The following is a 26,311-nucleotide window of genomic DNA, read 5'->3' as shown; positions in this document are numbered from 1 at the left end:
GGGTTCATTTCATTGACAGTCTTAGCAGCAACGTATAACATTATTGCTATTGATGTTTGCTGCTCGGATTGTAATGGCTAACCAGATGAGGAGAAGGTGAAAGGCTTGGATTCGTTTTATCGCCCTACTAAGGCTGAATTATCATTGGATGCATTAAAAAATAATTTGCAAGCTTTCCGTAACGTGATTCCGACAGACTGCCGTCTTATGGCTTCGGTTAAAGCAAATGCCTATGGACATGGAGCAGTAGAGATCGCGCGTGAAGCTGAGCGCTTTGGTGTTGATTACTTAGGAGTGGCTTTTCTTGATGAAGCGCTGCAATTGCGGAATGCTGGAATTCGAACTCCTATTCTCGTACTCGGATTTGTACCCGCTGATGCACTCGCGCTAGCTAGAGACCGGAATATTACAATAAGCTTGTTTAGAGAAGATATTATGGAAGCAGCTGGAAAGCTGCCAGTAGACGCGAGCGGCCGAAAGCTTAAGGTGCATGTGAAGCTTGATTCCGGCATGGGACGGCTTGGTGTACTTGGCAAAGAAGCCGCAATATCGTTTATTGAGAAAGCTTTGAAGGTCTCTCAGCTCGAGGTGGAAGGGTTATTCACTCACTATGCAAGGGCTGATGAGGCTGACAAAAGCTATACAAAGCTTCAGTACGACAGATTTCGGGAAGTACTCGAATACGTCGAGCAGCAGGGACTGCCGATTCCAATCATACATGCCGCGAATAGCGCGGCTGGGATTGATACGCCGGAATGGGCGGTCGGCATGCTCCGTCTCGGAATTAGCATGTACGGCTTATATCCGTCAGTTGAAGTTAATCAACAGAGCATTGAGCTAGAGCCGGTGATGACGCTCAAAACCGAAGTAGTTATGGTCAAAACAGCTCCCGCTGACTGGGGCATCAGCTATGGTTCCCGCTATGTAACGAAAGGCGAAGAACGAATCGGAACGCTTCCAATCGGATATGCCGACGGCTTTAGCCGTATGCTTACAGGCAAAGCGCATGGGCTTGTGCGCGGTATTAAATTACCTATTCTCGGTGCCATTTGTATGGACCAATGCATGATTGCTCTTGACGGTGCAGTATTAGGAGGGGAATCGTTGCCGGTAGCTCCAGGTGAAGAGGTTGTATTAATCGGACGCCAGGGAGGCGCGGTCATTACGGTCGACGAGGTTGCACAGCAACTGGGTACCCTCAACTATGAAGTCATTTGCATGCTTGCGGCTCGTGTGCCTCGTGTGTATATAAGTGATGGTCAAATTATAGATGTGTGCAACCCATTAGCATAATTCGGATTAACATGGCAGTTTTTACAACTGACATTTTTTTATGAATGAAGAGGATTTTCGCTAAAGATCACGAATTAATATGTCAGTTGATCTGTGGAAGTTATACATGAAAGCATACAGCATAATTGATATACGATGATCATAGATATGTTGAAGTATAGCGAAGGCAATATATTGTCATAATGTGTATTAAGGTTTTGGAAAAGTTTTGGGGGTGCGAGTTCGGTGGCCAATGTGCAAAATACCAAGAGGATCATGATCAGCCTACCAGATCATTTGCTGGAGGAGGTCGACGGGATTGTCGCCAAGGAAAACTCCAATCGCAGCGAATTTATTAGGCAAGCCATGAAGCTCTATCTTGTGGAGCGCAAAAAACGTCAGATCCGTGAATCCATGCAGCGCGGGTATATGGAGATGGCGAAAATTAACTTGAACATGGCCTCGGAAGCTTTTCAAGCGGAGGAAGAAGCAGACCATATGCTAGGCCGTCTTGTAAGCGGGGTGTAGAGCTTGATTGTAAAACGCGGAGATGTGTTTTTTGCGGATTTATCACCCGTCGTTGGATCAGAGCAGGGCGGTGTACGCCCGGTTCTTGTCATTCAGAATGATATAGGAAATCGATTCAGCCCAACCGTTATTGTGGCTGCCATTACAGCACAAATTCAGAAAGCTAAGCTGCCTACACACGTTGAGATGGATGCGGCTGCACATGGATTTGACCGTGATTCCGTTGTGCTTCTGGAGCAGATACGAACGATTGATAAGCAGCGGTTAACCGATAAAATTACGCATTTGGACGATGAAACTATGCGTAAGGTTGATGATGCTTTGTTAATTAGTGTGGGATTAATTGATTTTTAAATAAAGAAGTGAGCCATGCGGTATGAAGAAGGAGATAACCTTCGTGCTGAATGGCTTCTTTTTTAAGCGTAAGAACTGGATATTTATACATTTAAGAAAATAAAGATAGACAGAATTACAAGTAATTTGCTATTATGTACTCAATTGGTTGTTTTAACTACATATAAGAGCATTATTATGCGAAGAACGCACGCAGTATAGCCATAGGAGGCTGCTGATGTGCGTTCTTTTTTTTGTGCTCTGAGAGGAGAGAAAATGAACAGAAGAAGGAACATATTCATAAGCATACTCGCCGCATTGATGTCGGCATGCCTTGTGTATGGGATGTATCAGCTACAGCGATTACAAATTGAACAGCAGGATACAGTTGCTGTACTCGTGCCAAAACGATTTATCGCAGCAGGGGAGAGACTAAGCCAGAAGGATTTGGAATTCAAGAGAGTACCGCATACCGTATTTGTCCCAGAAATGCTCATTGACGCAGCCTTTGCTGTAGGCAAGGAAACCGTCATACCTATTGGCAAGGGGGAGCCATTGCTCGATTGGAAGGTGGAACGTTATTATTTACAGCCGAAGCGTTCGGAATCAACATTCCAAATTCCAAAGGAGTATATTCGCAGCATTTCGAATGGAATAAGAGCAGGAGATAAGGTTCTGCTGTATGCGTCGGGAGACTCAGCTCCTTCGGAGCGTCTCTTTGAAGAGGCGGTTCGTGTAGCTTCTGTTAAAACATCAGGAAACGTCGAAATTGACAATGTAGAAAATCCAAATTTACTATCTCTGGCTGATGGAAATAAGGAGCAGATGTATGCCTCGCGCCGTGAAGCAAACGGAATGATCGATTACTTGAACTTAAACTTATCGGAGGAACAATGGCTGCAAATTGACAGGTTGTGCAAGAGCGGCAGTTTAAAGCTAGTTGTGGCATACAGCCCAGAATCACTCGACTTGTCGATTGACGAGGAGGTCGATAGACCATGAATAGATCTACTGCACCGCTGGCCGCTTTTATCGGTACAACGCCTAATATTGGTACAACCGCAGCAGCTTTTGCTACAGCTTATCGAATGGCTGAAGCGAGCGGGAAATCGATCGGATATTTATGTCTTAATTTAAAAAGCGCGAAAATACATCGCTATATTGGGGTCGACGAGCCACTGGTTACGTTGGACAAGCTGCGTCCGGAGCTTCGCTCACAGACACTGTCACCAGAGAAGCTGCGCAGGGCTGCTTATTCGGTACCGCAGCAAACGAATTTACAAGTGCTTTTCGGTAACTTGCTTCGGGATCAAGCGGAGTTTTTCACACCGGAGGAAGCGGATCATCTTATTACAGTTGCAGAGCAAGCTTTTGCATTTGTTGTTCTAGATGTAGGTGCGTATTGGGACAATGCGGCAACCATTTGCTCCATTAGAAGAGCGAGCTCACGTATTCTGGTTACTACCTCAGCGCTATCTCATTTTCAAGAGGACGGCAAGCGCTGGATTGGACAAGTATCTCCGCTCTTCGAGGTTGCGGCAAATCAATATGATTCTATTCTATTAAAAGGTCCATGGAGGAGTGGTGGTTATCAAATGAAGCATATATGCAAAGAACTGGGAACAACAGCACTCGGGCAGTTTCAACACAGTCACCCTATATTTAGTCAGTTGGATAGCGGTACGTATGCGGAGTGGCTTAGTACCGACATCGAGGGCAAGAAAGCAATGCGCGAGCCAGCACAGGTTTTGATGCGGCGACACGGAGTACGAAGCATGGCCACCCCCATTCCCATACAGCCTTGGTACCGCAAGCTGCTTACGCATCGGAACGGTACGATATCGTGATGCCAGCCAATAATCGGTTTTCACCTACGGATTTTGCTGCACAGATGCAATCAGAACGCTTATTACTGGATGGCGAGAGTGAATCTTCTTATGGGGAATTAGCAGCGGGTGAGCATTTTAGCCGGTTAGCAGATGATATTAGAACCTATTTAAGCGCGCCGCATGGGCTGACTGAGGTTGAACGAAGGCAATATAACGAGACATTAAATCGAGCCGTATTAGGCTTCAAGCAAGAGAGGGAGCAGGTGCTTGCGGTAATTACGGATCGATTAATTCGTTTGCGTATCCATGGAATTGCAAGCATGCAGCACCCCTATCAGACGCTGGCTGAGGCATTATTTGCTGAAGTAATCGGACTCAATGTATTGGAGCTAGTACTCGCGAATAAGGAAGGTTTAGAGGAGATCCAAGTAGTCGGTACGGCAATTTTCATAGTGAAGGAGGGAGTTGCGGCTTCTTCGCCTTATAAGTTCGACAGCATTAGAGAGGTAGAGCGAGTTCAGCAAAATTTAGTGCTCTATAATAATGACCGTATTAATCCGCGCAAGAGATGGGCAGAAGTCATGCTTCAAGACGGGTCTCGCGTTACGATGACAGGCTTTGGTTTTACGGCTTTGCCTACGTTGACGATACGATTTTATACGGTACACAGCTTTAGCTTAGAGACTTTGTGCAAATCCGCGTACAGAACGATGAATGATCGACTGAAACAGCTGTTGAAGGCGGTGTTAGCCGCAAAATTCAATATCGTCATTATCGGGCCTACCAATTCAGGTAAAACAAATTTAATGAAAGCGATCATCGCTGAGCTGCCTGATGAAGAGCGAATTATAACAATCGAGGGCAGATTTGAGATGATGCTTGGACGTGATTTTCCAAGTAAAAATATTATTGAGTACGAAACGGACGAGGAAGATAGTTATCATCGAGCGGACCAAGCCTTTAAGCTCGCGCTTAGGCAATCGCCCGAGCGAATCATTCATGCTGAAATTCGTGATCTCGACGCTAATATTTATGTTCGGGCCTGTACGCGTGGGCACTCCGGAAGTATGACAACCGTACATGCCAATAGACTGGAGGATGTACCGGAAGCGATAACCGATATGTGTATGTTGGACGGACGAGGAATGAATGCTGAGCGGCTAACGAAACGAATTACTGAGTACGTGACTGAGGTTGGTATTGAAATGCGCAATCTGAATGGACGAAGAGTAGTGAGCCGGATTGGTGAGCTTTACTGGGAGGGAGGGCAGGCACTTGTGCGAGACTGGGTTAAGTTTGATGAGCAATTGAGTGATTGGATCTATCCATCAAAGCCGTCAGCTCGGGCATTAGCCCGAATGCAGATCATTGGTGATGCTTATGAATAAGCTTTCTATCGCAGCGGCCGCGATATTGCTTTCTTGTTTGATTTTTATCGCTTTGTACAATCTATTTGCCGCTTGGTCGAAGGAACAGCATATGAGAAGCAGATTGACTTACGCAGCTAGAACGGGCTGGCGTTATCGGTTTGCGATGCGTTTTAATCGTCAAGAGTGGCTCGTTCGACACTTGTCTGACTTATTAGAGACGCTGCAAATGAAAGCAAAGCCCGGCATGCTTGTGCTGCTATCGTTTCTGCTGTTAATGGCGGGGATCGCATTTGGAGGAATTTTTTTTCAAAGTATGAAAGGGACACTGCTCTTTGGTGGCTTGCTTGGTTCCTTGCCTTACACGCTCTTAAGATCGCTGCTTGTTCAGCGCAGGATGCAGACGCAAATGGATTTCTTGCCTGCAGTAGAGCTGTTCTATCAATGCTACCTCGTTACTGGAGAACGACAGGTTCGAATTGCCCTGCAACGCACGGTAGAGGAACGGAGACTGTTAGGGCCGATGCAAACGGTGTTGGAGCAGTTGTATCGCAACCTGTCAGTACGGGGTGATGATGAGGCAAGCTTGCGGCTGCTCGCCGCTTCCTTGGGACATGTCTGGGCCGATTATTTTGTGAATATTTTGCGAGTCGCGCTTGTGGAAGGAGTAACTATATCAGACAGCTTGAAGGAGCTCATTTCGGATATGCGCAAAGCAAGAAGGGCTAATGAGCAGGAGCGGAATCGACTTCTTGAGATTAGAATCGCTAACTTCTCTCCCTTGTTATTCCTAGCATTGTTTATAGGCATTAACCTTAGATATAACAGGGACAATTCATACCACTATTATATGGTTGATCCTCAAGGAAGAGATATGCTGTTAAATTCGTTGGTTCTTATTTTTGTTTCCTTCCTCATGGGGCTCTGGCTGTCACGCAAAAAAATGTGAAGGAGGATGTTCCTTGCATCAATGGACAGAAATGATAATAGGGTATGCCGTATTGATCGGACAATATGTGTTTGGAGCCATTGCGATTTTCGCCGTTCTACAATTGCTGCCGAGGCGGCCTGCTCGGTGGAAGCATCTTGCTATGCTCAGCTGGCGAACTCGATTAGTGCCGGAAGAATGGCTGCGTTTGCTGCGTATATCAAGGACAAGGCCGTCTTTCGTGGAACGTGAACTGCTACTTGCCGGCTGCGGCATAACAGTGGATGCTGCTTGGTATGTTTTGGTTAGAAGGCTGGCGATGGCAACAGGCATAAGTGTAACGCTGCTCACGGTTGCGCTAAATAAGAGGATAAGTCCGCATATTCCATTATCTATGGTCATGCTGGCATTACTAATTTTCATGTTATTTGTATATATCGATTTAATCTGGCTGCGTTCGATTAGAAAAGCCCGCTCTTTTAGGATGACGAAAGAAATTTTTGTTGTCAGCAGTCAACTGATGTATTTGTCTGATTCATCTCTTCATATTCACGCGAAGCTGATGCGATGCGTACCCTTTACGCGGGCGATGAGGGGAGATATGGAGAAGCTGCTTGCGGAATGGTATCACGATGCAGGAGCTGCGCTGCAGCGATTCAAGCAACGAATCGGCACGGATGAAGCACTTAGCTTTGTCGAGACGATTGATGCGCTACGGCTGCATGAAAGCGAGCAATACTATGAGCTATTGCGTGCAAGGATTGGAGATTATAAAGAAAAGCTTGAGCTGGCTAAAGAAAGTCGCAAGGAATCAACCTCTTACATCTTGTTTACTATCGCGGGTATACCGATTCTATACACCTTTCAAGTATTTATATATCCATGGGTGAGAGAGGGCCAGAAGCTATTTCAGTCGTTGGGACAATAGATAAGTTAATTAATTGAAAGGTGGTGATAGGATGCGTAATATTTTGATGACGGTTATGTTGTTGGTCGTTGTGGTTGTGTTGTTTAATTCCATTATTGCTAAGGATACGACAGGAACAAGAAGCCAAATCGAATCACAAGGAACGGCAGCTAATACGAAAATAGGTTTATTGCTTCCATAATGAAAAAGGAAGGTTGTTTTAGACATTATTGTAGAGCTTGGGGGTACAGACTGTGAGGGGGATACTTATCTCAATGCTGCTGCTTATAACGGTGCTGCTCCTTTATCAGATGGTTGCTGAGGGTGAAACAGGGATGAAAAACCAGTCGCATCGGGCCGGCGGGGCAGTTAGCGATCACATCCGAGGAATGAGTCCATGAAGCAGATCTTATTATTTGTATTATTTGCCGGTTTGTTATGTTGGATGATGTTCTCTCCTATTTATAAACATGTGGTCATTGTTAGGCAGGCCGTACTGCAGCAGGAGGTCGATTATTTACTCGAAGTCGGTGCCAGCGGGAGCTATGGCTATATCAGTAGTACAATGGTAGAGCAGTCAAGACAGCGAATGTCCCGCTTTGGGATGAAGCCGGAGGACATCATCTTCGAACTATCGACAACAAGCGGTGTAGATGCCTCTAATTCAAGTGCGCCAGTGCTTCGTGGAGCAGGTATCTCACTTATGATGAGCTATCCCTATGAAAATCTGTTTGAAATCGATCGGTTAATCGGTTTATCCCCACCGCTGCCAGGTGATCGCATGCGGGCATATGGAATGAAAATGAGTGAATATGTGCCTTAGGCGCAGGAGGATAACGAGTCGATGTACAAGCTATTATTGTTCGTAGTCATGATGTCGGTATGGATATCCATTCATCTTATGCAGGTGGAGGAGGAGCTTGCTATGCAAACCTTATTCGAAGGCAAACACGCGATTAATCGCGCAGCTCACGCTGCAGCGCAGCAGCTTGATCCAGTGGCTCTTGGCAACGGCGTGCTGCAATTATCACCGGATGCTGCTGCCGAAGCAGCAGCCCGGTATTTGCAAGCTAATTTGTATTTGGATACCAATGGAGCTCCTCTGGCTGGGTCCTTTCTTCGGGAGCCGGTGGAGGTGGTTGTATTCGAGGTTGTGAATGCCGACCGTTCGTTTCCCTACACGTATCGAAATGATACTTACAATTATGAGGTTATTTTAGAACGGCCGGGGGTCATTCTTATTGCGCATATTGTATATCCACGAGCGTTTCAAGTGCTTGAACCGATAGAATGGTATATTAAGGGGGCGGCTGAACTCGTTATAGGTTGACTGGGAATTGGATAATTGGTGTAATAAGAGGAGGGAATTAGTATATAGGAGTTGATAAAGAGATTATGGATATTACAGCAGACATTCCTGAGCAACTAATTGAACAGAGAATAAGACGTTTGCAGGAAATAATGTTAACTGAGCATATTGACGCATTCCTCATTACTCAAAATGTTGATTTATATTATTTGGCTGGTTCCATGCAAACGGGGTACTTATTCATTCCTAGTATCGGAGATGCTACGTTTTATGTTCGCCGCAGCGTTGAACGAGCAAAGCGGGAAACTGCTGTTCGAGTCACGGAGCTTGGTCCGTTTAGAAATTTCCTTCAAACATTGAGTAATGATTATGCCAGCTTATTTCAAAGCGGAGCTAAGCTGCGAATTGCTGCTGATCTTGACGTGCTTCCGGCACAGTCCTATCTAAAGCTTTCTGAGCTGCTTGGTGCTTTAGGCCGTTGCGAGCTTATTGATGGTTCATTACTTATTCGCAAGCAGCGGGCAATTAAGTCGTCTTGGGAAATAAGTCGAATCGAATCAGCTGCGAGAGTCGTTGCTGAAGCATTGGATGAATCGCTGAATATGCTGCGAGAAGGCGTGACGGAGCTGGCTTGGATGGCACGAGTTGAATACGAATTACGTATTCGTGGTCATATCGGCCTAATGCGCATGCGCGGCTACAACCAAGAAATTACGACGGGCATGGTCATTTCAGGTGCGGCTGCTGCTGTCCCCTCCTATTTTGACGGTCCTGCCGGAGGGCTTGGCCTTGGAGCGGCATCACCGCAAAGCGTTAGTAGATCAGTCATACAGAGGAATGAACCGATATTAATCGATATAGGGTGTTGTATAGACGGGTACGTTATTGATCAGACCAGGACGGCTGTTATAGGAGAGCTGTCTCCAACACTATCGAAAGCTTACAAAGTGTCGGAGTCGCTAATTGTTGCGACTGAGCAGCTCATGATGCCTGGCACGCTCTGCTCCACTTTATATAAAAATGCTCTTGCAAGATGTGCCGAAGAAGAGCTATCGGAGCATTTTATGGGCTTTGGCGCGGATCAAGCTAAGTTTCTTGGCCATGGTATCGGTCTGGAAATTGATGAGTGGCCCGTGTTGGCGAAAGGATTTGATATACCGCTAGAACCAGGCATGGTCATTGCAGTCGAGCCGAAATTTACGTTTCCAGGGCAAGGCGTTGTCGGCATAGAGAATAGCTATTTAATTACAGAGCAAGGGGCAAGGGCACTGACTCTGTCAAAGGCAGAGCTTATTGTATTGTCATAGTTAGTAAGGGGAGAAGACAAGATGATTAGGCAGTTAACAAAGCAGCTGCATCGTGATTATATTAAGGTTTATCGAATTAGCGGCCTTATTTCAAATGGGGTATTTCTTGCTCTCATTATCGCTTATTTTATAATTGCGATGGTGCAGGATTGGACACTTTTACCTGGCTGGATAAGTTTATTGGTTTTTGGTTTCTCGTTCGTTTTGTTCACATGGACGATACCGGAAACGAAATACAAAAGATTTCACTATGAGTTGTTTGATGATGAGCTGGAAATACAATCTGGATTAATCTTTATAAGCAATGTGCTAGTTCCAATGGTTCGCGTTCAGCACGTTGAGCTGGAAAGCGGTCCCTTAATGCGCAAATATGATCTGGCTAGCGTGTCAGTCGTAACAGCTGCGACTACACATACAATCAGCGGTCTGAAGCAAGAAGAGGCGCAGAAGCTGAAGCTGAGAATCGGTATACTTGCTAAGGTGGATGATCAGGATGAATGAACGGCGTCAGCTTCATCCTGTATACATTTTATTCGGATTGCTGCATACGATCCAAGGATTTCTTCCTATAATACTAATAGCGCTTGTTAAAGGTGTAGGATGGTCGGAATTGCACTGGTATTGGTTTGCCGGTGCTGGAGCATTGGCAGTAGTTATTGTCACAGGCAATTTTCTGGAATGGAGGCGGTTTGGGTTTTGGTTGGAGGAAGACCGAATCGTCATTCGCAAAGGGTTGCTGTTTAGAGATGAGAAGACTATATACTTCACCCGAATCCATTCTGTTAACGTGGAGCAACCGCTAATACAACGACTGCTAGGAGTAGCACAGGTGAAAATCGAGACTCCTGGAGGCAACAAGAAGGCCGAAGGTATATTGCCGGCGCTTTCGTTGAAGGAGGCTAATAATCTTAGAGTAATACTTAGAGGAAAAGCCGAGACAAAGCTAAGTTTAGATGAATCTCTTCAAATTGAAAGTGATTCTGAGGCTGTCAGGAAACCCGAGCTTAAACATGAGACCAGGTCAGACGCTGCTGCACATTATGCTGCCGAATTACAGTCACATGCTGGAGAAATGAAGTCTTCAATCGTTCAGCGTCAAAAAGACCCCTCATTTCAATTAGATACCGCACAGCTTCTTAAGGCTGCTGCAACCTCCATGAATTTCGGTTTAGTAGTAGCGTTTATCGCTGGTTTGTATTCTATTGCAAATGATTTTATCGAGCAAATGCTTCCCGATCATTTTTATGAATCAGTGGTTGAGGACTCCGTGAGCCTCGCGTCCAGCTATCTTATCGTTATAGTCTTAATCATGATTGGCCTTATGTTTGCATGGCTGCTTTCAATCATATTATACATACTAAAGTACAGTGGTTTTGCAGCAAGTAGGGACGGTAAGCAAATCTCCGTTTCATATGGCTTGCTTGAGAAGAAGACGCATTTGTTCGATCCGAAAAAAGTGCAAGCTGTCATTATTAATGAGGGTTTGCTGCGTCAAATATTCGGTTATGCTCAGATCCAGCTTCAAGTCATCTCCTCGGACAAGAAGGAGCAGCTTATGCTGCATCCCTATTTGAAGCGATCAGATATCCAAACGGTTCTTGATGACTTTGTTCCGCAGCTGAAGCTGCCTTCCAGGGACAGTCTTGTAGGTGCTCCTAAGCGCGCATTGCTTTATTACGTAAGAATCGAGCTGCTGCTTACACTAGCGGCATGTATTTCGGTGATCGCGATTTTTAAAGGCGATGGTTTATGGTCGCTGATGCTGATACCTCTTATCCTATGGTGGAGAAGGAGCTGCTATAAGGCAGCTGGGGTTAAGCTGGAGGACGGTCAACTAGCTCTGCAACGACGAACACTATCTAGAACCACTTATTTAATACGTCGTCCACAGATGGTTACGATGAGGGTGAAACGCTCCGTTGGCCAGCAGCGCAAACAGCTGTTGACGCTATCGGTCCATGCGATGGGCAGTCCGTATGATTATTGCGTTTCTTGTCTGGATGAAGCTGATGTAGAGCCTATTTGGAAATGGTACAGCCGGAGTTGACAATATAATATACATTTCATACTAAAACAAACTGCAGAAGTCCAATATTCTTCTGCAGTTTGTTTATTTTGAGCAATAGAAAAATATTTTTTTAAGAATGAACGAAAGAAGATCGTTAAACGTCAAAGCTATAACAGACAAATTTAAAAGGAGGCATATGCGCTCGTGCATGACGAGTTGAAGCTAATCAAGCAAGCAGTCCGTGGAGATACACGAGCGCTCTCAGAGCTGCTGCGGCATAATTATCCTTTCCTATATCAATATGTATTGAAGGTAACCATGAACAAGAGCCGCGCTGAGGATATTACACAGGAAACGATGTTAAAGGCAATCGAAAAAATAACGACATTTCAAGCAAGGTCTAAATTTTCTACTTGGCTGATTACGATTGCTTCAAGATTAGTAGTTGATCAGCTCAGGAAAAATGAACGAGAGCAGAAATGGCTGCAGGAGGAGCAGGAGCAGTCACTGCGTGCATTGCGTTATGACACGCTGCATCGGATGGATGAATGGCCGGAAGCGCTTCAAGCGTTAGGTCAGCTTACAAGCGATAATCGAATACCGATATTGCTGAAGTATTATTACGGATACTCACAAGAAGAAATATCGACTATGCTCGATATTCCGGTTGGAACAATAAAGTCGAGGCTGCATAACGGGCTTAAGCAGCTGCGGAAGGAGCTAACGAATCTTGAAGAAGCATAAATCCGATGATATCGACCAGCAGTGGTTTGATGAACAGCTTAACGCAGCGGTAAATCAATTTGATGCTGCTCATGCGCCGCTCTTACCGGAGCTGCATAATATCGAACAGCTCGTGCAACTGCACAAAAATGAACTAAAGAGAAAGCTATGGAAAGAGCTGTTGTTATTTTGGCTGATAGCATGCTTCATCTTCGGGTCAATGATGTGGATGCTGGAACGTGACTGGGTATGGTTCGCTATTTTACAGTCAATTATCGCTATAGGCGGGATCGGCTTTGTCAGTATGACGTTTGGTAAGAGGATGGAACGCAAATGGAACAACTAAACACGTTGCCCGTTTGGTTCTGGATACTGCTCGTGTCTGTATTAATTACACAATCAACTTGGCTGTTTATTGATGCGCGCAAGCGAGATAGCATGCCATGGTTTTGGGGGATTTGGGGGCTAATTCAAGTTCCGATGCCGCTTCTCTTTTATTTCATATTTGTTTGGAGCGGGTGGTTTCAGCGGGGTCGACGAGGCCGCAAGGATCATAAAGATCATCAAGATCATCAAGATCGCCAAGATTACTAGTAATAAACATTGAAATGGGGGCGCTCAAATGAATGAGAGTTTTGATGTCTCACAATTGCTGTCTATTATTTTGCCTATTATCATTATTCAGTTCATCTTAATGATAATAGCACTTGTACTTTGCGCCAAAGCGGAGAGAACAAGGGGACCGAAGTGGATGTGGGTTCTTATTATTGTGTTTGGAAATCTGTTTGGTTCCATCGTATTTTTTATAATTGGAAGGACGAATGACTGATGACGAAGCTACTTCAGGTTAGAGGCTTAACCAAAACGTTCGGAACGGTGCAGGCGGTGGCGGGTATTGATTTTGATATCGAGCAAGGTCATTGCGTAGCGCTGCTAGGCCCGAACGGTGCAGGTAAAACAACAACCATTCGAATGATTACAGGACTGCTGAAGCAGACAATGGGGCGGATGGATTTTCACGGCGTAGAGGTAGCGGGAAATCAACGAAGTATAATCGGATATTTGCCGCAATCACCAACGTTCTACAATTGGATGACGGGTTTTGAATATGTGGTTTATGCAGGAAAGCTATGCGGGCTTCAATCGGTTGTCGCGAAGACTCGAGCTAAGGAGCTGCTAGATAGAGTCGGACTCAAAGATGCGGCCAAGAGAAAAATTGGTACGTATTCAGGCGGCATGAAGCAGCGTCTAGGATTGGCGCAGGCACTTGTACATGGGCCGAAGTTGCTCGTTATGGATGAGCCTGTATCCGCGCTTGATCCGCTTGGCAGGCGGGAGGTGCTGGACATTCTTCGTGAGCTTAAGCAAGAAACAACCGTACTATTCTCAACCCATGTACTCCACGATGCGGAAGAGCTTTGTGATGACGTAATCATTATTAGAAATGGGCAAGTAGCTCTCCAAGGTAATATTTCGACTATTCGAAACGAGCATCGAAAGCCGATTATTGAGCTTCAAATAGAAAAGGATAGCCATTCTGAAGGGTGGTTGGCATCTTTTACAGAGCTTATCCGTACAGCAGCACCTAAGTCTAAGTTAACTGCATTATTTACAAGTGTAGAGCAACGGTCAGGAATCAGCCGTTTTACAGTAACCGAGGTAGATGGGGCAAGACAATTTTTACTGGATGAGATAGCAGAGAAACAGGTAAAGATAAGCCGCTTGGAAATGGGCCACTTTTCCTTAGAGGATTTATTTATGAAGGTGGTGAACGAATGAGCAGCCGGGCTACAGAACTTACCGTGAACGATTCATGGCGAAATTTTCATCCTACATCGAGCTTATCTAGATGGTTAGTCATGGTTCAGAAGGAGCTGCTTGAGCAAGCACGCAGCTATAAGCTGCTGTGGGTGCCGCTTGTGTTTATAATATTAGGCATTATGCAGCCGGTGTCTACGCATCTCATGCCACTTATCTTGGAGCAAGCGGGCAGTCTTCCGGAAGGAACCGTTATTGAAATTCCAAAGGCGGAAGCAACAGCAGTACTCGCTCAAACGTTGAGTCAATTTGGGACGATTGGTTTGCTTGTTCTTGCACTAGTGGGTATGGGCGCAGTATCTGGAGAGCGTAATAGCGGCGCGGCATCATTGATTTTAGTTAAACCTATATCTTCTTGGACATTTATTAGCTCAAAGTGGACAGCTATGCTGTTGTTATCCTGGGGCTCCTTATTAGCGGGATACTTAGCCTCCTGGTATTATACCGATATGCTATTTGGAGAAGTGTCTGTTGATAAAATATTCAGCAGCTTTCTTGTATACGGTTTATGGCTAACGATTGTCGTATCTCTTACAGTCATGTTTAGCACCATGCTGCGAAGTCCGGCTGGCGCTGCCTTTTCTGCAATTGGCGGAGCTTTTATTCTATCGATTCTAGCAAGTCTGTTTCCGAAGCAGCTTGGCTGGAGTCCAGGAGCGTTGAGCGGATTTTCCTATCAACTATTAACAAGTGAAGTTACCAATATTAGCAGCTTTATATGGGCAATTGCAGCTGCAATATTATTCATTTTCGCAGCATTGGCAGTATCTGTATGGTTGCTGCTCCGAAGCAAGGCTGTTGATTAGAAATAAATAGCTATGAAAGTCTTCTCTCTCTATTGGACACCGCTACTATTTTTTAGTAGGATAGTAGATGTAAGAATCAGCGGCTAAGAAACAGGAGTTGAAGACGATGCTACAGCTAGGCACAAAGGTCGTCATTGTGGCTGACCAATATGAACAAAACCTTCCCGTAGGGGAATATGGCTATATAATTGCTTACGACCGTAACGCAGACAATGTATTTGATTACGTGCTGCGCGTGCCGAAGGCTAATCGAAACTTCCTTATACCTGACGAGGATGTGGAGCTTGAAGAGGTGCTTATTCAGGATGAGGTTGACCGCGTTGAGCGGGAAGCGCTTATTGATTTTGCATTGGCCACTCATAATGAAGAACTGTTCAAGCGTATCATGAATGGCGATGAAGAAGTGCCAGAGGAGGATACTTCCAGCAAGGAAGCGATCAGTCAGAAGGACTTCATCCGCCAGGTTAATCTAAAGGCTTGGATCTAAGCAATAGGATTTAGAACAGACTATTCAGCAGGTCAGTTAGATGACTGCTCGGATAGTCTTTTTTTATTGAAGAAGTCGTTTATCGTATACATTGATGTTCGCCATATATGTAAGCTATAATAGGAAGAATGATTATTGGTCATACACAAGCGTAAACGGCTGTCGCCGTCCTCTGGCGGTAATAGCTCGTTTCGCAGTGAAATATAGGCATTGGTATAAGTGTGAAACTTATACCTTCCTATATTTAAATAAAGCTGATGAAGTGATTATTGCTTCATATCACTTTTAGGGAGGACGATACACCGATGAGCATAACGCCTAAGGACGTTGATCATGTAGCTAATCTGGCACGGCTAGAGCTTACTGATAAGGAGAAAGAACAGTTTACAGAGCAGCTCAATGCTATTTTAAAATATGCGGAGAAGCTGGATGGACTTGATACCGAAAATGTCGAGCCGACCAGTCATGTGCTGCCGATTACAAATGTGATGCGAGCAGATGAACAGCGCCCGTCACTGCCAATCGAGAAGGTGCTTCTGAATGCGCCTGATGAAGAAGACGGACAAATAAAAGTACCAGCGGTGCTTGAATAATAAGAATGGGTTTTAATTGAAGGGAGGAACTACTGTTGGCACTGTTTGATTTACGCCTGCAGGATGTACATAACAAGCTTAACAACAAGGAGCTTTCTGTTTCCGAGCTAGTTAGCGCATCATATGCAAGAATTGCAGAAACTGAGCCTGCTATTCAGGCTTTTATAACATTGAATGAAGATAACGCACGCCAGCAAGCTTCCGAACTGGACAAACAGTTGCAGGAGGGCGGCGAACGCGGTCTGCTGTTTGGACTACCAGCGGGAATTAAGGATAACATTGTGACTGATGGGCTGCTCACAACTTGCGCCAGCCAATTTCTAAGCAATTATAACCCGATATATGACTCGACTGTAGTTCGTAAATTGAAGGCTGCTCAATCTGTTACTATTGGTAAACTAAATATGGACGAGTTCGCGATGGGCGGTTCGAATGAAAATTCAAGCTACTATCCGACACGCAACCCATGGAATACAGAATATGTACCTGGTGGTTCAAGCGGCGGCTCGGCAGCCTCAGTTGCAGCGGGACAAGTTTACTTCTCGCTTGGCTCCGATACTGGCGGCTCTATACGTCAACCAGCAGCCTACTGTGGAATCGTTGGATTGAAGCCTACATATGGCCTTGTTTCGCGTTTTGGCTTGGTTGCCTTTGCATCTTCCTTGGATCAAATCGGTCCGCTTTCGAAAAATGTTGAAGATTCCGCTTATGTACTTCAAGCGATTGCTGGCTATGATTCAAGCGACTCCACATCAGCAAATGTAGAAATTCCTGATTACACATCAGCTCTTACAGGAGATGTGAAGGGATTGCGTATTGGCGTTCCGAAGGAATATATCGGAGCTGGTGTTGATCCTCGCGTGAAGGAAGCTGTGCTGAAGGCATTGGCAGTCTATGAATCGCTTGGCGCAACATGGGAAGAAGTATCGTTGCCGCATACGGAATATGCGATTGCGACGTACTACTTGCTTGCTTCATCGGAGGCTTCGTCAAATCTTGCTCGTTTCGACGGTGTGCGTTATGGTGTTCGCGCGGACGATCCAGCCAATCTAATTGATTTATACCGCAAATCGCGCAGCCAAGGCTTTGGCGATGAAGTAAAACGCAGAATTATGCTTGGTACGTACGCGCTAAGCTCAGGCTACTACGATGCTTATTACTTGAAAGCGCAGAAAGTACGTACGCTTATCAAGCAGGACTTTGATGACGTATTTAATAAATATGATCTCATTATGGGGCCTACGGCACCAACACCGGCTTTCCGCATTGGAGAGCAGGTTGGAGATCCGCTCACGATGTATATGAATGATATTTGTACGGTACCGGTAAGTTTAGCGGGTATTCCAGCAATAAGCATTCCATGCGGTACAGCTGACGGCTTGCCAATAGGTTTGCAAATTATCGGTAAGGCGTTCGACGAGTCGACGGTGCTGCGCGCCGCTCATGCGTTCGAGCAGAACACCGAACACCATAAGCAACGTCCGCAGCTATAAGCGGTTATATACGTTTACGAAGGGATCGATACGAATGTCTGAACCGAATAAATACGAGACGGTGATCGGACTGGAAGTCCACGTTGAGCTGCATACAAATAGTAAAATATTTTGCGGCTGCTCGACTGCTTTCGGTGCCCCACCGAATACACATACTTGTCCGATATGTCTTGGACACCCCGGCGTTTTGCCGGTATTGAACCGTCAGGCGGTTGAATACGCGATGAAAGCGGCGATGGCTATTAACTGCGAGATCGCGGATATAAGCAAGTTCGACCGTAAAAACTATTTTTACCCGGATTCACCTAAAGCGTACCAAATTTCGCAATTCGATCAACCTATCGGCGAAAATGGTTGGATCGATATTGAAGTGAATGGCGTGACAAAACGTATCGGTATTACTAGGTTGCATCTTGAAGAGGATGCGGGCAAGCTGACGCATGTTGATGGTGGATATGCTTCTCTTGTCGACTTCAACCGTGTCGGCACGCCGCTTATCGAAATCGTATCCGAACCGGATATTCGTACGCCAGAGGAAGCTAAAGCTTATTTGGAGAAAATTAAGGCTATTATGCAATATTGCGATGTTTCTGATGTGAAGATGGAAGAAGGAAGCTTGCGCTGCGATGCGAACATAAGCCTTCGTCCATATGAGCAGAAGGAATTCGGAACCCGTGCGGAGTTGAAAAATATGAACTCCTTCCGCGGTGTTCAGCGCGGTTTGGAATATGAGCAATTCCGTCAGGCTGAAATATTGGATAGCGGTGGAGAGGTCGTTCAAGAGACACGTCGTTTCGATGATGCGCTGGGCAAATCCTTCTCGATGCGCGGCAAGGAAGAAGCGCATGACTATCGTTACTTCCCGGATCCAGACCTCGTTCGCTTAAATATCAGCAACGAATGGAAAGAAAGCATTCGCGCTACAATTCCAGAACTTCCAGACGCGCGCAAAGCGCGTTATACAGCAGATTACAGCCTACCTTCTTACGATGCTGAGGTTATTACATCCTCGAAGAAGCTTGCTGACTTCTTTGAGGAAAGTCTTCATTATACGAAGGATGCCAAAGCGGTATCGAATTGGATTATGGGCGACTTGTTAGGCTACTTGAATGCCAATAGTCTAGAACTAACAGACGTGAAGATCACTGGTCAAGGTCTCGGTGAGATGATAGGATTGTTGGATAAAGGGGTAATCAGTAGTAAGATTGCAAAAACCGTGTTTAAATCGATGATCGAGTCAGGCAAGCTTCCACAGCAGATCGTTGAGGAGCAAGGCCTTGTTCAAATTAGCGATGAAGGCGCAATTCAATCGATTGTAAATCAAATTGTCGAGGCAAATCCGCAATCCGTCGAAGATTACAGAGCAGGTAAAGAAAAGGCGATTGGCTTCCTTGTCGGTCAAATTATGAAAGAAACCAAAGGGAAAGCTAATCCTGCACTTGTTAATAAGCTGCTTTTAGAGCGCTTGAAATAAGTGTCGCTTTATGCAGAAGACGCGGTTCATCGATATGATGAGCCGCGTCTTTTATTACCCGGGGCTGTATAGCTGTATATGCTGCAAGAGCATACAATTATGTTACAATAACCAGTAGAGAAAGGTCGGGATTGAAAGGATGAATTCGTTTGACAATCCATGGTACATCAGTGAACTGCACATCGCGCTTCGACTAGTTCTTGCTTTGTTATTGGGTGGACTTATTGGATTCGAACGAGAGCAGAACAATCACGCAGCAGGCTTACGAACGAACATACTTGTATGTTTAGGCTCTTGCTTGCTTATGCTTCTCTCCATGTATGGCTTCTCAGCATTCGTGGATGAACCTAATGTAAGGGTTGACCCCGCGCGTCTTGCGGCTGCGGTCATTACCGGCATAGGATTTCTAGGTGCAGGTACTATTCTATTTACTGGGAAGTCCATTACGGGTCTAACAACGGCAGCATCTTTGTGGGTTGTTTCCGCAATAGGTCTAGCGGTTGGAGCTGGTTTTTATTTCGCAGCCGGAACAGCGACTGTGATGGTGCTGATTACCTTATGGGCATTCAATAAGCTGGAGAAACGTTATATTAGCACGAAAAAAGATCATCTTTTAAAAATAAAGGCCTATGATTTAACGCAAACCTTACTCAAAATAAACGCTTTAATGTTGGAGAAAAAGGTTGGCATCAAAAAAATGGTGTTGGAGGAGGCAGATGATGAGGGAGATGGAAAACAGATCATTCTTCATTTATATGTAACACTGCCGAAATCCAATGCTTTGCTCTTGTTATTAGAACAAATCAAGCATTTGGAGGGCGTACGTTGGGTAAGCTCGGAATAAAACGGAGAAAAAGCAGACTACTTGTCGTGTTATTTGCCTTTTTAATGCCGGGCACCGGGCATATCTATACGGAACAGTATCCAAAGGGCTTACTGTTGATGGCGGCATATTTACTAGATATTACTGCGATGGTGCGTCTAGCGGATTCAGACGGCGGCAGGCATTTGCTGCTAATCGTTTATCTTGGGATATTGCTGCCCGTTTTTTATTTCATCAGCGTATTTGATTCACTTCAAGGTTTGGAACGAGACGATGCTAAGCCATCTATTCTTGGGGTTAGGCATGGAATCTTATTGTTATCAGCTGGAATAGCTATGCTTATACTAGTAAAGCCGCCAGATGCCATTTTAACGTGGATGAATGAATTGGCAGAGCTTTGTGTAGGCCCATTACTAATGATAGCTGCCATAATATTGCTGCTTCACTCTCGGAAAGGGTCGTGGTCAATGTTTAAGCTAGGACGATTTACTGCTGCGGCACTCATCCTTACAGTCGGCGTGTTACTGTTGTGGGATCAGATTAAAGGTCGTAACGATATTGCGCTGCTCGGGCAATGGTGGCCAGTCCTATTTATATTGTTAGGAATTGAAACGATTTTGTACGGTATCAAATTCCGGCAAAATGAGAAGAGACTTCGTCTTGATGTCGCAGGCGGCATCATAGCTGTCATTATTGCAGTAACCGCATATACTGTTACCCAGTATGCAGATGTTCCGTTTCGATGGCTTGATCAATTTAATGTAGATTTGAGCGGGACGTCGGAGTTTGGAGAAGAGAAAGGATTTCGTTACGACAAAGCGGTCGTTAAGCTTCCATTGGAAGAGAGCGTATCCCTCATTCGTATTGTAAATCCAAATGGTGATGTGAAGGTCCAATCAGCCGATGTTCAGGAGATAGAACTTCAAACAGCAGTTTGGGTTGATTTAACGGATAAAGAGGAAGCTGATTCTGTTGCTGAGCAATCTATGGTAAAGGTAATACCCGGATTAGAAGTAACGCTTGAAGCAAAGGGAGAGGCTTACGGTGCAAATGGCAGTAGGAAGCCTAAAATGAACATGATAGTAACGATTCCGCTTTCAATGTCTGATCAAGTGCAGGTCGATGAGGAACCTATTGAAACAACGGCGCCGCCTCTTGACGATGAGCTTGCAGCTGATTTGCCGACGTCTGTGGCACTACTGGATGAGCAGGTTGATACCGTGCTGCCTATAGAGACAGCGGATGAGGTACAGACGGATATACCTGACATCACTAATGAAGCAGATCGTGAACCTATACCAGCTGTTAAAATGAAGGTTGAGTCAGGCAATGGTTCAATTGAGGTTGCTGGTTTGACATTACCAGGCGGATTGGAGATTCGTAGTAACAGCGGTCTCATAACCGTTCGGAATATAAGTGGTCCAATTAACATTAAAGGCAATAACGGAGCTATAAATGTGCAATTCATTAGTGGTGACAGCAGCCTAGATACGAAGAACGGCACAATTAATGCTTCAGACATTGGAGGTAAGTTATATGCGAATACGTTAAACGGCAGCTTGGAATTAAAGGAAATCGGGGGAAGTATCGAAGCCGAAACGAAAAATGGTAAAATCAAAATTGACGGTGCGGCAGCCTCGGTTAAAGCTGATACTTTAAACGGAAATATAGAGCTAAATAGCAGCAAAGTCGGAGGAGATTGGGATTTAGACAGCACAATAGGAGAAATCAAGCTTTCAATTCCAGAAGAAGGCAGTTACAGTATTTATGGATCGGTAACATTCGGTATTATTACGACCGATCTGCCTCTCGAGGTTAGCAAGAAAACAATAAGAGGCACGATGGGTGAAGGTATTTACCGCATTCAAATTAATGCAACGAATAGCATAACAATCAACAGTTATAGGTCTTTATGAACTACGCTTTCATTGACAAAATCTTAAATAAGAACGTACAATAGTTGTAATTACATTGAAAGGCGTGAGGGGAATGGGAGCCAGCGTTAATTTGGCGTTAGAACAACTGAAGATGAATGGCGTCCGTATGACCCCGCAACGACACGCCATACTAAGTTACTTAATGGACTCGATGTCGCATCCGACAGCAGATGAAATATATAAAGCGCTCTCTCCAATTTATCCAAGTATTAGCGTAGCTACTATATATAATAATTTGCGATTATTTGTTGAAGCTGGCTTAGTTCGTGAGCTAACCTATGGCGATGACTCAAGTCGTTTTGATTCAGATTTATCTGATCATTATCATGCAATTTGCAAAAAATGCGGGCAAATCGTTGATTTCGAATATCCTCCATTGCTTGAAGTGGAAAAAACAGCATCCCGTGTGACAGGGTTTGTAGTTGAAGGTCACCGTATGGAGATATATGGATTATGTTCGACGTGCAACGTAACAACGAAGTAAATATTTAAGCGACGGATGAACGTGCTGGGAGGCGGTAATACGCTAAACTGCACGTTTTTTATTAAAATAGAACAATTTATAAGATTTCATTTATAAATGTGCTTATGTATCTCCGCGAAACAACTGCTTTTGTCACGAGGACGGAGACAGCCATTAACGCCTGGATATATTCAGATTGATACGCTTATTTAACAGGAGAGTGATGACTTGGAAACGATGTACAGCCGAGCACCGCGCCAGAAACGCAACCGGGGTGTTAGGGGTGTTGTGTTCTTATTTATTTTAGCAGCAATAGTCACGGTTGTTGGCTATGTTTATTACATGAATTACATCCCGAATGATTCAAATGTTGAACCGAATTATAAGGCTGAAATACCGATTATGCTCCATGGAGTTGAAGCTGATCTAGGGGCTATCATAGAAAATAATGAAGTAAAGCTGCCGTTAACAGTGCTTACTAAAGTTCTAGGTGAGGACAAGCCTATTCGATATGAGAAGGAGTCCGGATCGATTATTATTACAACCGCGAATAAAGTGCTTCATTTGAAGACGGACTCACTAACAGCAACTATCAACCAGAAGCCATATGATTTGACTGTAGCTGCCGAGTTATCGAACGATACCGTTTATATTCCTGCAGAGCCGCTTGAACAATTATACGGCTTAAAGGTTGAATATGTAGAAGGAAGCGGGATTGTTACACTGCTGCATGCAGGAGATACAATTCAACTTGCTGAGGCGATTCACGAGAAGGGTACTGCCATACGAACGGAGCCTACAATTCGCGCGCCATATATAGAGAAGCTTCCGCAAAAGGATGTCATTCGGATATGGGAAGATCAAGATGGATGGTTACTTGTGCAAAGCGCGAATGGACATGTTGGATATGTGAAAAAGACCAATGTAAAACTTACTGCCATTGAGCAAATACCTGAACCAGTCCGTGAGCCTGCGTTTACCGCTTGGAAAATATTAGGAAGTAAAATCAATTTAACTTGGGAAGCCGTTTATCAAAAAAATCCGGATACGTCCAAAATTGGTCTAATGCAGGGCGTTAATGTAGTTAGTCCTACATGGTTTGAGCTTGCTGACGATAAAGGAACGATAAAAGGAAATGCAAATGCTGCCTATGTAAAATGGGCTCATCAGCAGGGCATGCAAGTTTGGGCGCTTTTCAATAATGATTTTGAACCAGATAGAACAACGAAGGCGTTAGCGACTGTTGAGACACGTTTTTCTATGATCCAGCAGCTGCTTGCATTTGCGGAAATATACGATTTACAGGGTATCAACATTGACTTCGAAAATGTGCACACGTCAGACAAAGAGAATTTTGTGCAGTTTATACGTGAATTAACACCATTGCTGCATGAGCAAGGTCTTGTCGTATCGGTAGATGTAACGCCAAAGTCAGCAAGTGAAATGTGGTCATTATTTTTGGATAGGGCTGCATTAGGCAGTATTGTTGACTATATGATGCTGATGGCCTATGACGAGCATTGGGCTTCTAGTCCAAAGTCAGGGTCTGTTGCTTCTCTGCCATGGGTAGAGAAGTCGATTACACGAATTCTAGAGGAAGATAAAGTACCTGCAAATAAGCTATTGCTTAGTATGCCTCTGTATACGCGGATATGGACCGAGAAGAAAGGTGATGACGGAAAAGTTGCTGTTTCTTCTAAAGCGGTAGGTATGGATCGGGTGAAGGAGATTATTGCTGCTAAGAAGCTGAAGCCAGTGTTTGATGAAGCGGCAGGTCAGAACTATGTTGAATATACAGAGGGCGGAGCGCTGCAACGGATATGGATTGAGGATGATCTATCTATGCAAGCTCGTGTAGCACTTGCACGCAAGTACGATTTGGCAGGTGTAGCTACCTGGCAGCGTGCATTCCAAACAGCCTCTATTTGGAAGACTATTGATGAAGCAATACAGAAACGGCCATAATTTCATTCCTTTTTCTCATGATATAAAAAGACAGCCCCTTTCATTCAATCGAATGTGAATGGGAGCTGTCTTTTTTTATGTAGGATGAAATAATGTGTTTAACGATAGTTCTGAATATAAAGAGGAGGTGCATCAATCTTTTATGATGCACCTCTTCTTTATATGTTTTTAGGATTGTTCAGATGGGCTATGTGTAGCCTGTGAGGGGTCTAGCGTGAGTAATGTTTTGCAATACATGCAGCGATCGGTTTTGCCGAGCATTTTAGTTGGACGGTTGCATTCAGGGCATTCGAGCATCGTGGCACTTGTCGACATCATGCCTGCCCAGAAGTATACAGCGACACTGATGAGTAATGAGATCATTCCAATAACCATGAAGATGGCAGCGATAATTTTACCGGCCTGTCCAAAAAATACGATGCCGGCCGTGCCGAGTATCATGACACCCATACCTACTAGAGTGAAAATAAGCCCCCATAGACGGAATTCATTAATTTTAGCTGTTTTAAAAAAGATTTTGTTCATGCGTTCAAACCCTTCCCCTGACAATTGACTTATAAATGAAACTCTTTTTCTACGAGTGAAAGCAGGAAATTGCGTTCTCCTTGTCGAAAAAGGATTAAGTCTGTAGATTATCATTATAGCCTAATAAAAAACGATTAGCTATATGGAGGAACTCGTGGAACCTATAAAAAAATACTTCGTTGACAGCTATCGGTCACAACCAGATGTAGTTGGAATAGCTGTAATTGAAAATCCATATTCTTATAACCCTTTGATTGATGGTTTAGATTTACTAGTCCTTGTTATAGTAGAGAAGGATCGTCCTTATAATGAAATGGAACATGTACAATTCGATGGCAAGCGTGTTCTTATTCGGATGATTGATCCAAATAGCTTGGATGCATGGGTATCTGGTGGTGAAAATCGCAATATTATTGCGTGGCTGGTAAATGGAGAGATTTTGTTGGATCGAGACAACTATCTAAGCAATGTGCGTGACCGCTTGCTGATTTTCCCGGATCTCATGCGGAAGCAAAAACAGTTCACCGAGTTTACTGGTTTCTTGAGAACTTATTTGCTAGCAAAGCAGGATTTGCTTGATGGGAATTTATTAGATGCCTACAGCCATGTTCTAACAGCACTCCATCATTGGGCGCATATTGTACTAATAGAAGAAGGACGTCATCCGGAACTGACAGTATGGAAACAATTGCGGAGGGTTCATCCAGGTATATATAAACTTTATGAAGAGCTGACCGTTAGTCCGGAAACATTAAAGCAGCGTGTGGAGCTTGTCATGCTAGGATGCGAGTTCTCAGTGATGACTAAGATGAAGGATTGCTGTTCTATCCTCTTTGATATTTTAAAAACCCGTGAGGAGCCATGGAGTATCGCAGAGCTGCAGAATCATTCTTCCATTGAAGTATTGCATATTGATCTGTCGTTAGTTCTTCAGAAGCTGGTGATGCGCGCGTATATCCGAGAAGTGGCAGTCATGAAGGAAACTGAGGAGCTCGGTTCATTAGAGCTTCGTTATATGATGGCTAACTAATAATATGTTGGTGTTAATATATAAGTAGAAGCGCTCAGACTACATTCACATTGAATGGAAATTGAGCGCTTCTTAAATTATATAAAGGAATTTAAAAAAGATTCTTGACTTAAGATGTTGCACCGTGATATATTAGTTCTCGCCGCTTTTGCAGGACACATAATTAACTGAAACGACAAACTGAAAAAAATGTCGAATCACGAAAAAAAGTACTTGCATTTAAATAGGCGAGTGTGGTATATTATAAAAGTCGCCGATGAGACAAACGACGACAAACGAAAGAAAAGATTGCTCTTTGAAAACTGAACAACGAGTATTAAACTGCCCTAACGATCCTAACGGATCATTAGAAAAAGCGATAAAAAGTAATGAGCAAGTCAAACACC

Annotated in this window: 31 protein-coding genes; 30 read left to right on the top strand and 1 reads right to left on the bottom strand. The window is 44.4% G+C overall.

What is annotated here, in order from left to right; genetic code table 11:
* Positions 1–105: 105 nt before the first annotated feature.
* The 29 genes from alr (at position 106) to AC0YN7_RS21490 (ending at position 24,370) form a co-directional block, all read left to right on the top strand.
* Positions 106–1,293: an alanine racemase gene (alr, locus tag AC0YN7_RS21630; RefSeq protein WP_475812112.1), complete on the top strand. Its 1,188-nt coding sequence runs from the start codon at positions 106–108 to the stop codon at positions 1,291–1,293.
* Between the two features lie 225 nt (positions 1,294–1,518).
* On the top strand, positions 1,519–1,800 hold the full coding sequence (locus AC0YN7_RS21625; RefSeq protein ID WP_475812111.1) for a CopG family ribbon-helix-helix protein: 282 nt from the start codon (positions 1,519–1,521) through the stop codon (positions 1,798–1,800).
* A gap of 3 nt (positions 1,801–1,803) precedes the next feature.
* Entirely contained in the window at positions 1,804–2,154 is a 351-nt protein-coding gene (locus AC0YN7_RS21620) for a type II toxin-antitoxin system PemK/MazF family toxin (protein WP_028609438.1), read from the top strand.
* Between the two features lie 255 nt (positions 2,155–2,409).
* Positions 2,410–3,135 (top strand): SAF domain-containing protein, encoded by a 726-nt coding sequence (locus tag AC0YN7_RS21615; protein WP_475812110.1) that lies wholly within the window; start codon positions 2,410–2,412, stop codon positions 3,133–3,135.
* A complete protein-coding gene (locus AC0YN7_RS21610; RefSeq protein ID WP_475812109.1) occupies positions 3,132–3,980 on the top strand; it encodes a hypothetical protein in 849 nt (282 codons plus the stop codon). The genes AC0YN7_RS21615 and AC0YN7_RS21610 overlap by 4 nt, the downstream gene beginning before the upstream one ends.
* A 44-nt stretch (positions 3,981–4,024) precedes the next feature.
* Positions 4,025–5,350 carry an ATPase, T2SS/T4P/T4SS family gene (locus AC0YN7_RS21605; RefSeq protein ID WP_475812108.1) on the top strand — a complete coding sequence of 442 codons (1,326 nt, stop codon included), beginning with the start codon at positions 4,025–4,027 and terminating at the stop codon, positions 5,348–5,350.
* The gene (locus AC0YN7_RS21600; RefSeq protein WP_475812107.1) at positions 5,343–6,278 is read left to right on the top strand and encodes a type II secretion system F family protein; all 936 of its coding nucleotides are present in this window, start codon (positions 5,343–5,345) and stop codon (positions 6,276–6,278) included. The genes AC0YN7_RS21605 and AC0YN7_RS21600 overlap by 8 nt, the downstream gene beginning before the upstream one ends.
* Before the next feature lie 13 nt (positions 6,279–6,291).
* Positions 6,292–7,185 carry a hypothetical protein gene (locus AC0YN7_RS21595; protein ID WP_475812106.1) on the top strand — a complete coding sequence of 298 codons (894 nt, stop codon included), beginning with the start codon at positions 6,292–6,294 and terminating at the stop codon, positions 7,183–7,185.
* 31 nt (positions 7,186–7,216) lie between these two features.
* Positions 7,217–7,366 (top strand): hypothetical protein, encoded by a 150-nt coding sequence (locus AC0YN7_RS21590; RefSeq protein WP_475812105.1) that lies wholly within the window; start codon positions 7,217–7,219, stop codon positions 7,364–7,366.
* A 52-nt stretch (positions 7,367–7,418) separates the two neighbouring features.
* Positions 7,419–7,565: a hypothetical protein gene (locus AC0YN7_RS21585; RefSeq protein WP_475812104.1), complete on the top strand. Its 147-nt coding sequence runs from the start codon at positions 7,419–7,421 to the stop codon at positions 7,563–7,565.
* Positions 7,562–7,987, top strand: a complete 426-nt coding sequence (locus AC0YN7_RS21580) for a hypothetical protein (RefSeq protein ID WP_475812103.1) — start codon at positions 7,562–7,564, stop codon at positions 7,985–7,987. The genes AC0YN7_RS21585 and AC0YN7_RS21580 overlap by 4 nt, the downstream gene beginning before the upstream one ends.
* Positions 7,988–8,008: 21 nt before the next feature.
* Positions 8,009–8,494: a hypothetical protein gene (locus tag AC0YN7_RS21575; protein ID WP_475812102.1), complete on the top strand. Its 486-nt coding sequence runs from the start codon at positions 8,009–8,011 to the stop codon at positions 8,492–8,494.
* Between the two features lie 65 nt (positions 8,495–8,559).
* Positions 8,560–9,780 carry a M24 family metallopeptidase gene (locus AC0YN7_RS21570; protein WP_475812101.1) on the top strand — a complete coding sequence of 407 codons (1,221 nt, stop codon included), beginning with the start codon at positions 8,560–8,562 and terminating at the stop codon, positions 9,778–9,780.
* Positions 9,781–9,801: 21 nt separating this feature from the next.
* A complete protein-coding gene (locus AC0YN7_RS21565; RefSeq protein WP_475812100.1) occupies positions 9,802–10,281 on the top strand; it encodes a PH domain-containing protein in 480 nt (159 codons plus the stop codon).
* Positions 10,274–11,827, top strand: coding sequence for a PH domain-containing protein (locus tag AC0YN7_RS21560; RefSeq protein ID WP_475812099.1), 1,554 nt, complete (start codon positions 10,274–10,276; stop codon positions 11,825–11,827). Before AC0YN7_RS21565 ends, AC0YN7_RS21560 begins: the two co-directional genes overlap by 8 nt.
* A 165-nt stretch (positions 11,828–11,992) precedes the next feature.
* Positions 11,993–12,532, top strand: coding sequence for an RNA polymerase sigma factor SigY (gene sigY / locus AC0YN7_RS21555; protein ID WP_475812098.1), 540 nt, complete (start codon positions 11,993–11,995; stop codon positions 12,530–12,532).
* The gene (locus AC0YN7_RS21550) at positions 12,519–12,857 is read left to right on the top strand and encodes a YxlC family protein (protein WP_475812097.1); all 339 of its coding nucleotides are present in this window, start codon (positions 12,519–12,521) and stop codon (positions 12,855–12,857) included. The genes sigY and AC0YN7_RS21550 overlap by 14 nt, the downstream gene beginning before the upstream one ends.
* Positions 12,845–13,105 (top strand): sigmaY antisigma factor component, encoded by a 261-nt coding sequence (locus tag AC0YN7_RS21545; protein ID WP_475812096.1) that lies wholly within the window; start codon positions 12,845–12,847, stop codon positions 13,103–13,105. Before AC0YN7_RS21550 ends, AC0YN7_RS21545 begins: the two co-directional genes overlap by 13 nt.
* 28 nt (positions 13,106–13,133) lie before the next feature.
* Positions 13,134–13,340, top strand: a complete 207-nt coding sequence (locus tag AC0YN7_RS21540; RefSeq protein WP_475812095.1) for a PLD nuclease N-terminal domain-containing protein — start codon at positions 13,134–13,136, stop codon at positions 13,338–13,340.
* On the top strand, positions 13,340–14,290 hold the full coding sequence (locus AC0YN7_RS21535; RefSeq protein ID WP_475812094.1) for an ABC transporter ATP-binding protein: 951 nt from the start codon (positions 13,340–13,342) through the stop codon (positions 14,288–14,290). The genes AC0YN7_RS21540 and AC0YN7_RS21535 overlap by 1 nt, the downstream gene beginning before the upstream one ends.
* On the top strand, positions 14,287–15,135 hold the full coding sequence (locus tag AC0YN7_RS21530) for an ABC transporter permease (protein WP_475812093.1): 849 nt from the start codon (positions 14,287–14,289) through the stop codon (positions 15,133–15,135). Before AC0YN7_RS21535 ends, AC0YN7_RS21530 begins: the two co-directional genes overlap by 4 nt.
* A gap of 106 nt (positions 15,136–15,241) precedes the next feature.
* Positions 15,242–15,622, top strand: coding sequence for an ATPase (locus AC0YN7_RS21525; protein ID WP_475812092.1), 381 nt, complete (start codon positions 15,242–15,244; stop codon positions 15,620–15,622).
* 305 nt (positions 15,623–15,927) lie between these two features.
* On the top strand, positions 15,928–16,215 hold the full coding sequence (gatC, locus tag AC0YN7_RS21520; RefSeq protein ID WP_475812091.1) for an Asp-tRNA(Asn)/Glu-tRNA(Gln) amidotransferase subunit GatC: 288 nt from the start codon (positions 15,928–15,930) through the stop codon (positions 16,213–16,215).
* Positions 16,216–16,250: 35 nt separating this feature from the next.
* Positions 16,251–17,708 carry an Asp-tRNA(Asn)/Glu-tRNA(Gln) amidotransferase subunit GatA gene (gatA, locus tag AC0YN7_RS21515; protein WP_475812090.1) on the top strand — a complete coding sequence of 486 codons (1,458 nt, stop codon included), beginning with the start codon at positions 16,251–16,253 and terminating at the stop codon, positions 17,706–17,708.
* 34 nt (positions 17,709–17,742) lie between these two features.
* Positions 17,743–19,182, top strand: a complete 1,440-nt coding sequence (gene gatB / locus AC0YN7_RS21510) for an Asp-tRNA(Asn)/Glu-tRNA(Gln) amidotransferase subunit GatB (RefSeq protein ID WP_475812089.1) — start codon at positions 17,743–17,745, stop codon at positions 19,180–19,182.
* Positions 19,183–19,321: 139 nt separating this feature from the next.
* Entirely contained in the window at positions 19,322–20,026 is a 705-nt protein-coding gene (locus AC0YN7_RS21505; protein WP_475812088.1) for an MgtC/SapB family protein, read from the top strand.
* Positions 20,008–21,921, top strand: a complete 1,914-nt coding sequence (locus AC0YN7_RS21500; RefSeq protein WP_475812087.1) for a DUF4097 family beta strand repeat-containing protein — start codon at positions 20,008–20,010, stop codon at positions 21,919–21,921. The genes AC0YN7_RS21505 and AC0YN7_RS21500 overlap by 19 nt, the downstream gene beginning before the upstream one ends.
* A gap of 73 nt (positions 21,922–21,994) precedes the next feature.
* Positions 21,995–22,426 (top strand): peroxide-responsive transcriptional repressor PerR, encoded by a 432-nt coding sequence (gene perR / locus AC0YN7_RS21495; RefSeq protein WP_475812086.1) that lies wholly within the window; start codon positions 21,995–21,997, stop codon positions 22,424–22,426.
* A 216-nt stretch (positions 22,427–22,642) separates the two neighbouring features.
* Positions 22,643–24,370 carry a glycosyl hydrolase family 18 protein gene (locus AC0YN7_RS21490; RefSeq protein ID WP_475812274.1) on the top strand — a complete coding sequence of 576 codons (1,728 nt, stop codon included), beginning with the start codon at positions 22,643–22,645 and terminating at the stop codon, positions 24,368–24,370.
* A gap of 168 nt (positions 24,371–24,538) precedes the next feature.
* Here the strand turns inward: AC0YN7_RS21490 and AC0YN7_RS21485 are convergent, their stop codons facing one another.
* Entirely contained in the window at positions 24,539–24,886 is a 348-nt protein-coding gene (locus AC0YN7_RS21485) for a YgzB family protein (protein WP_475812273.1), read from the bottom strand.
* A gap of 163 nt (positions 24,887–25,049) precedes the next feature.
* On the opposite strand from AC0YN7_RS21485, the gene AC0YN7_RS21480 reads away from it, so the two are divergent.
* Positions 25,050–25,925 carry a nucleotidyltransferase-like protein gene (locus AC0YN7_RS21480; protein WP_475812085.1) on the top strand — a complete coding sequence of 292 codons (876 nt, stop codon included), beginning with the start codon at positions 25,050–25,052 and terminating at the stop codon, positions 25,923–25,925.
* Positions 25,926–26,311: the final 386 nt, after the last annotated feature.

This window comes from Paenibacillus sp. J31R122, assembly GCF_056269185.1.
This window is presented reverse-complemented; position numbering and strand designations above follow the sequence as displayed.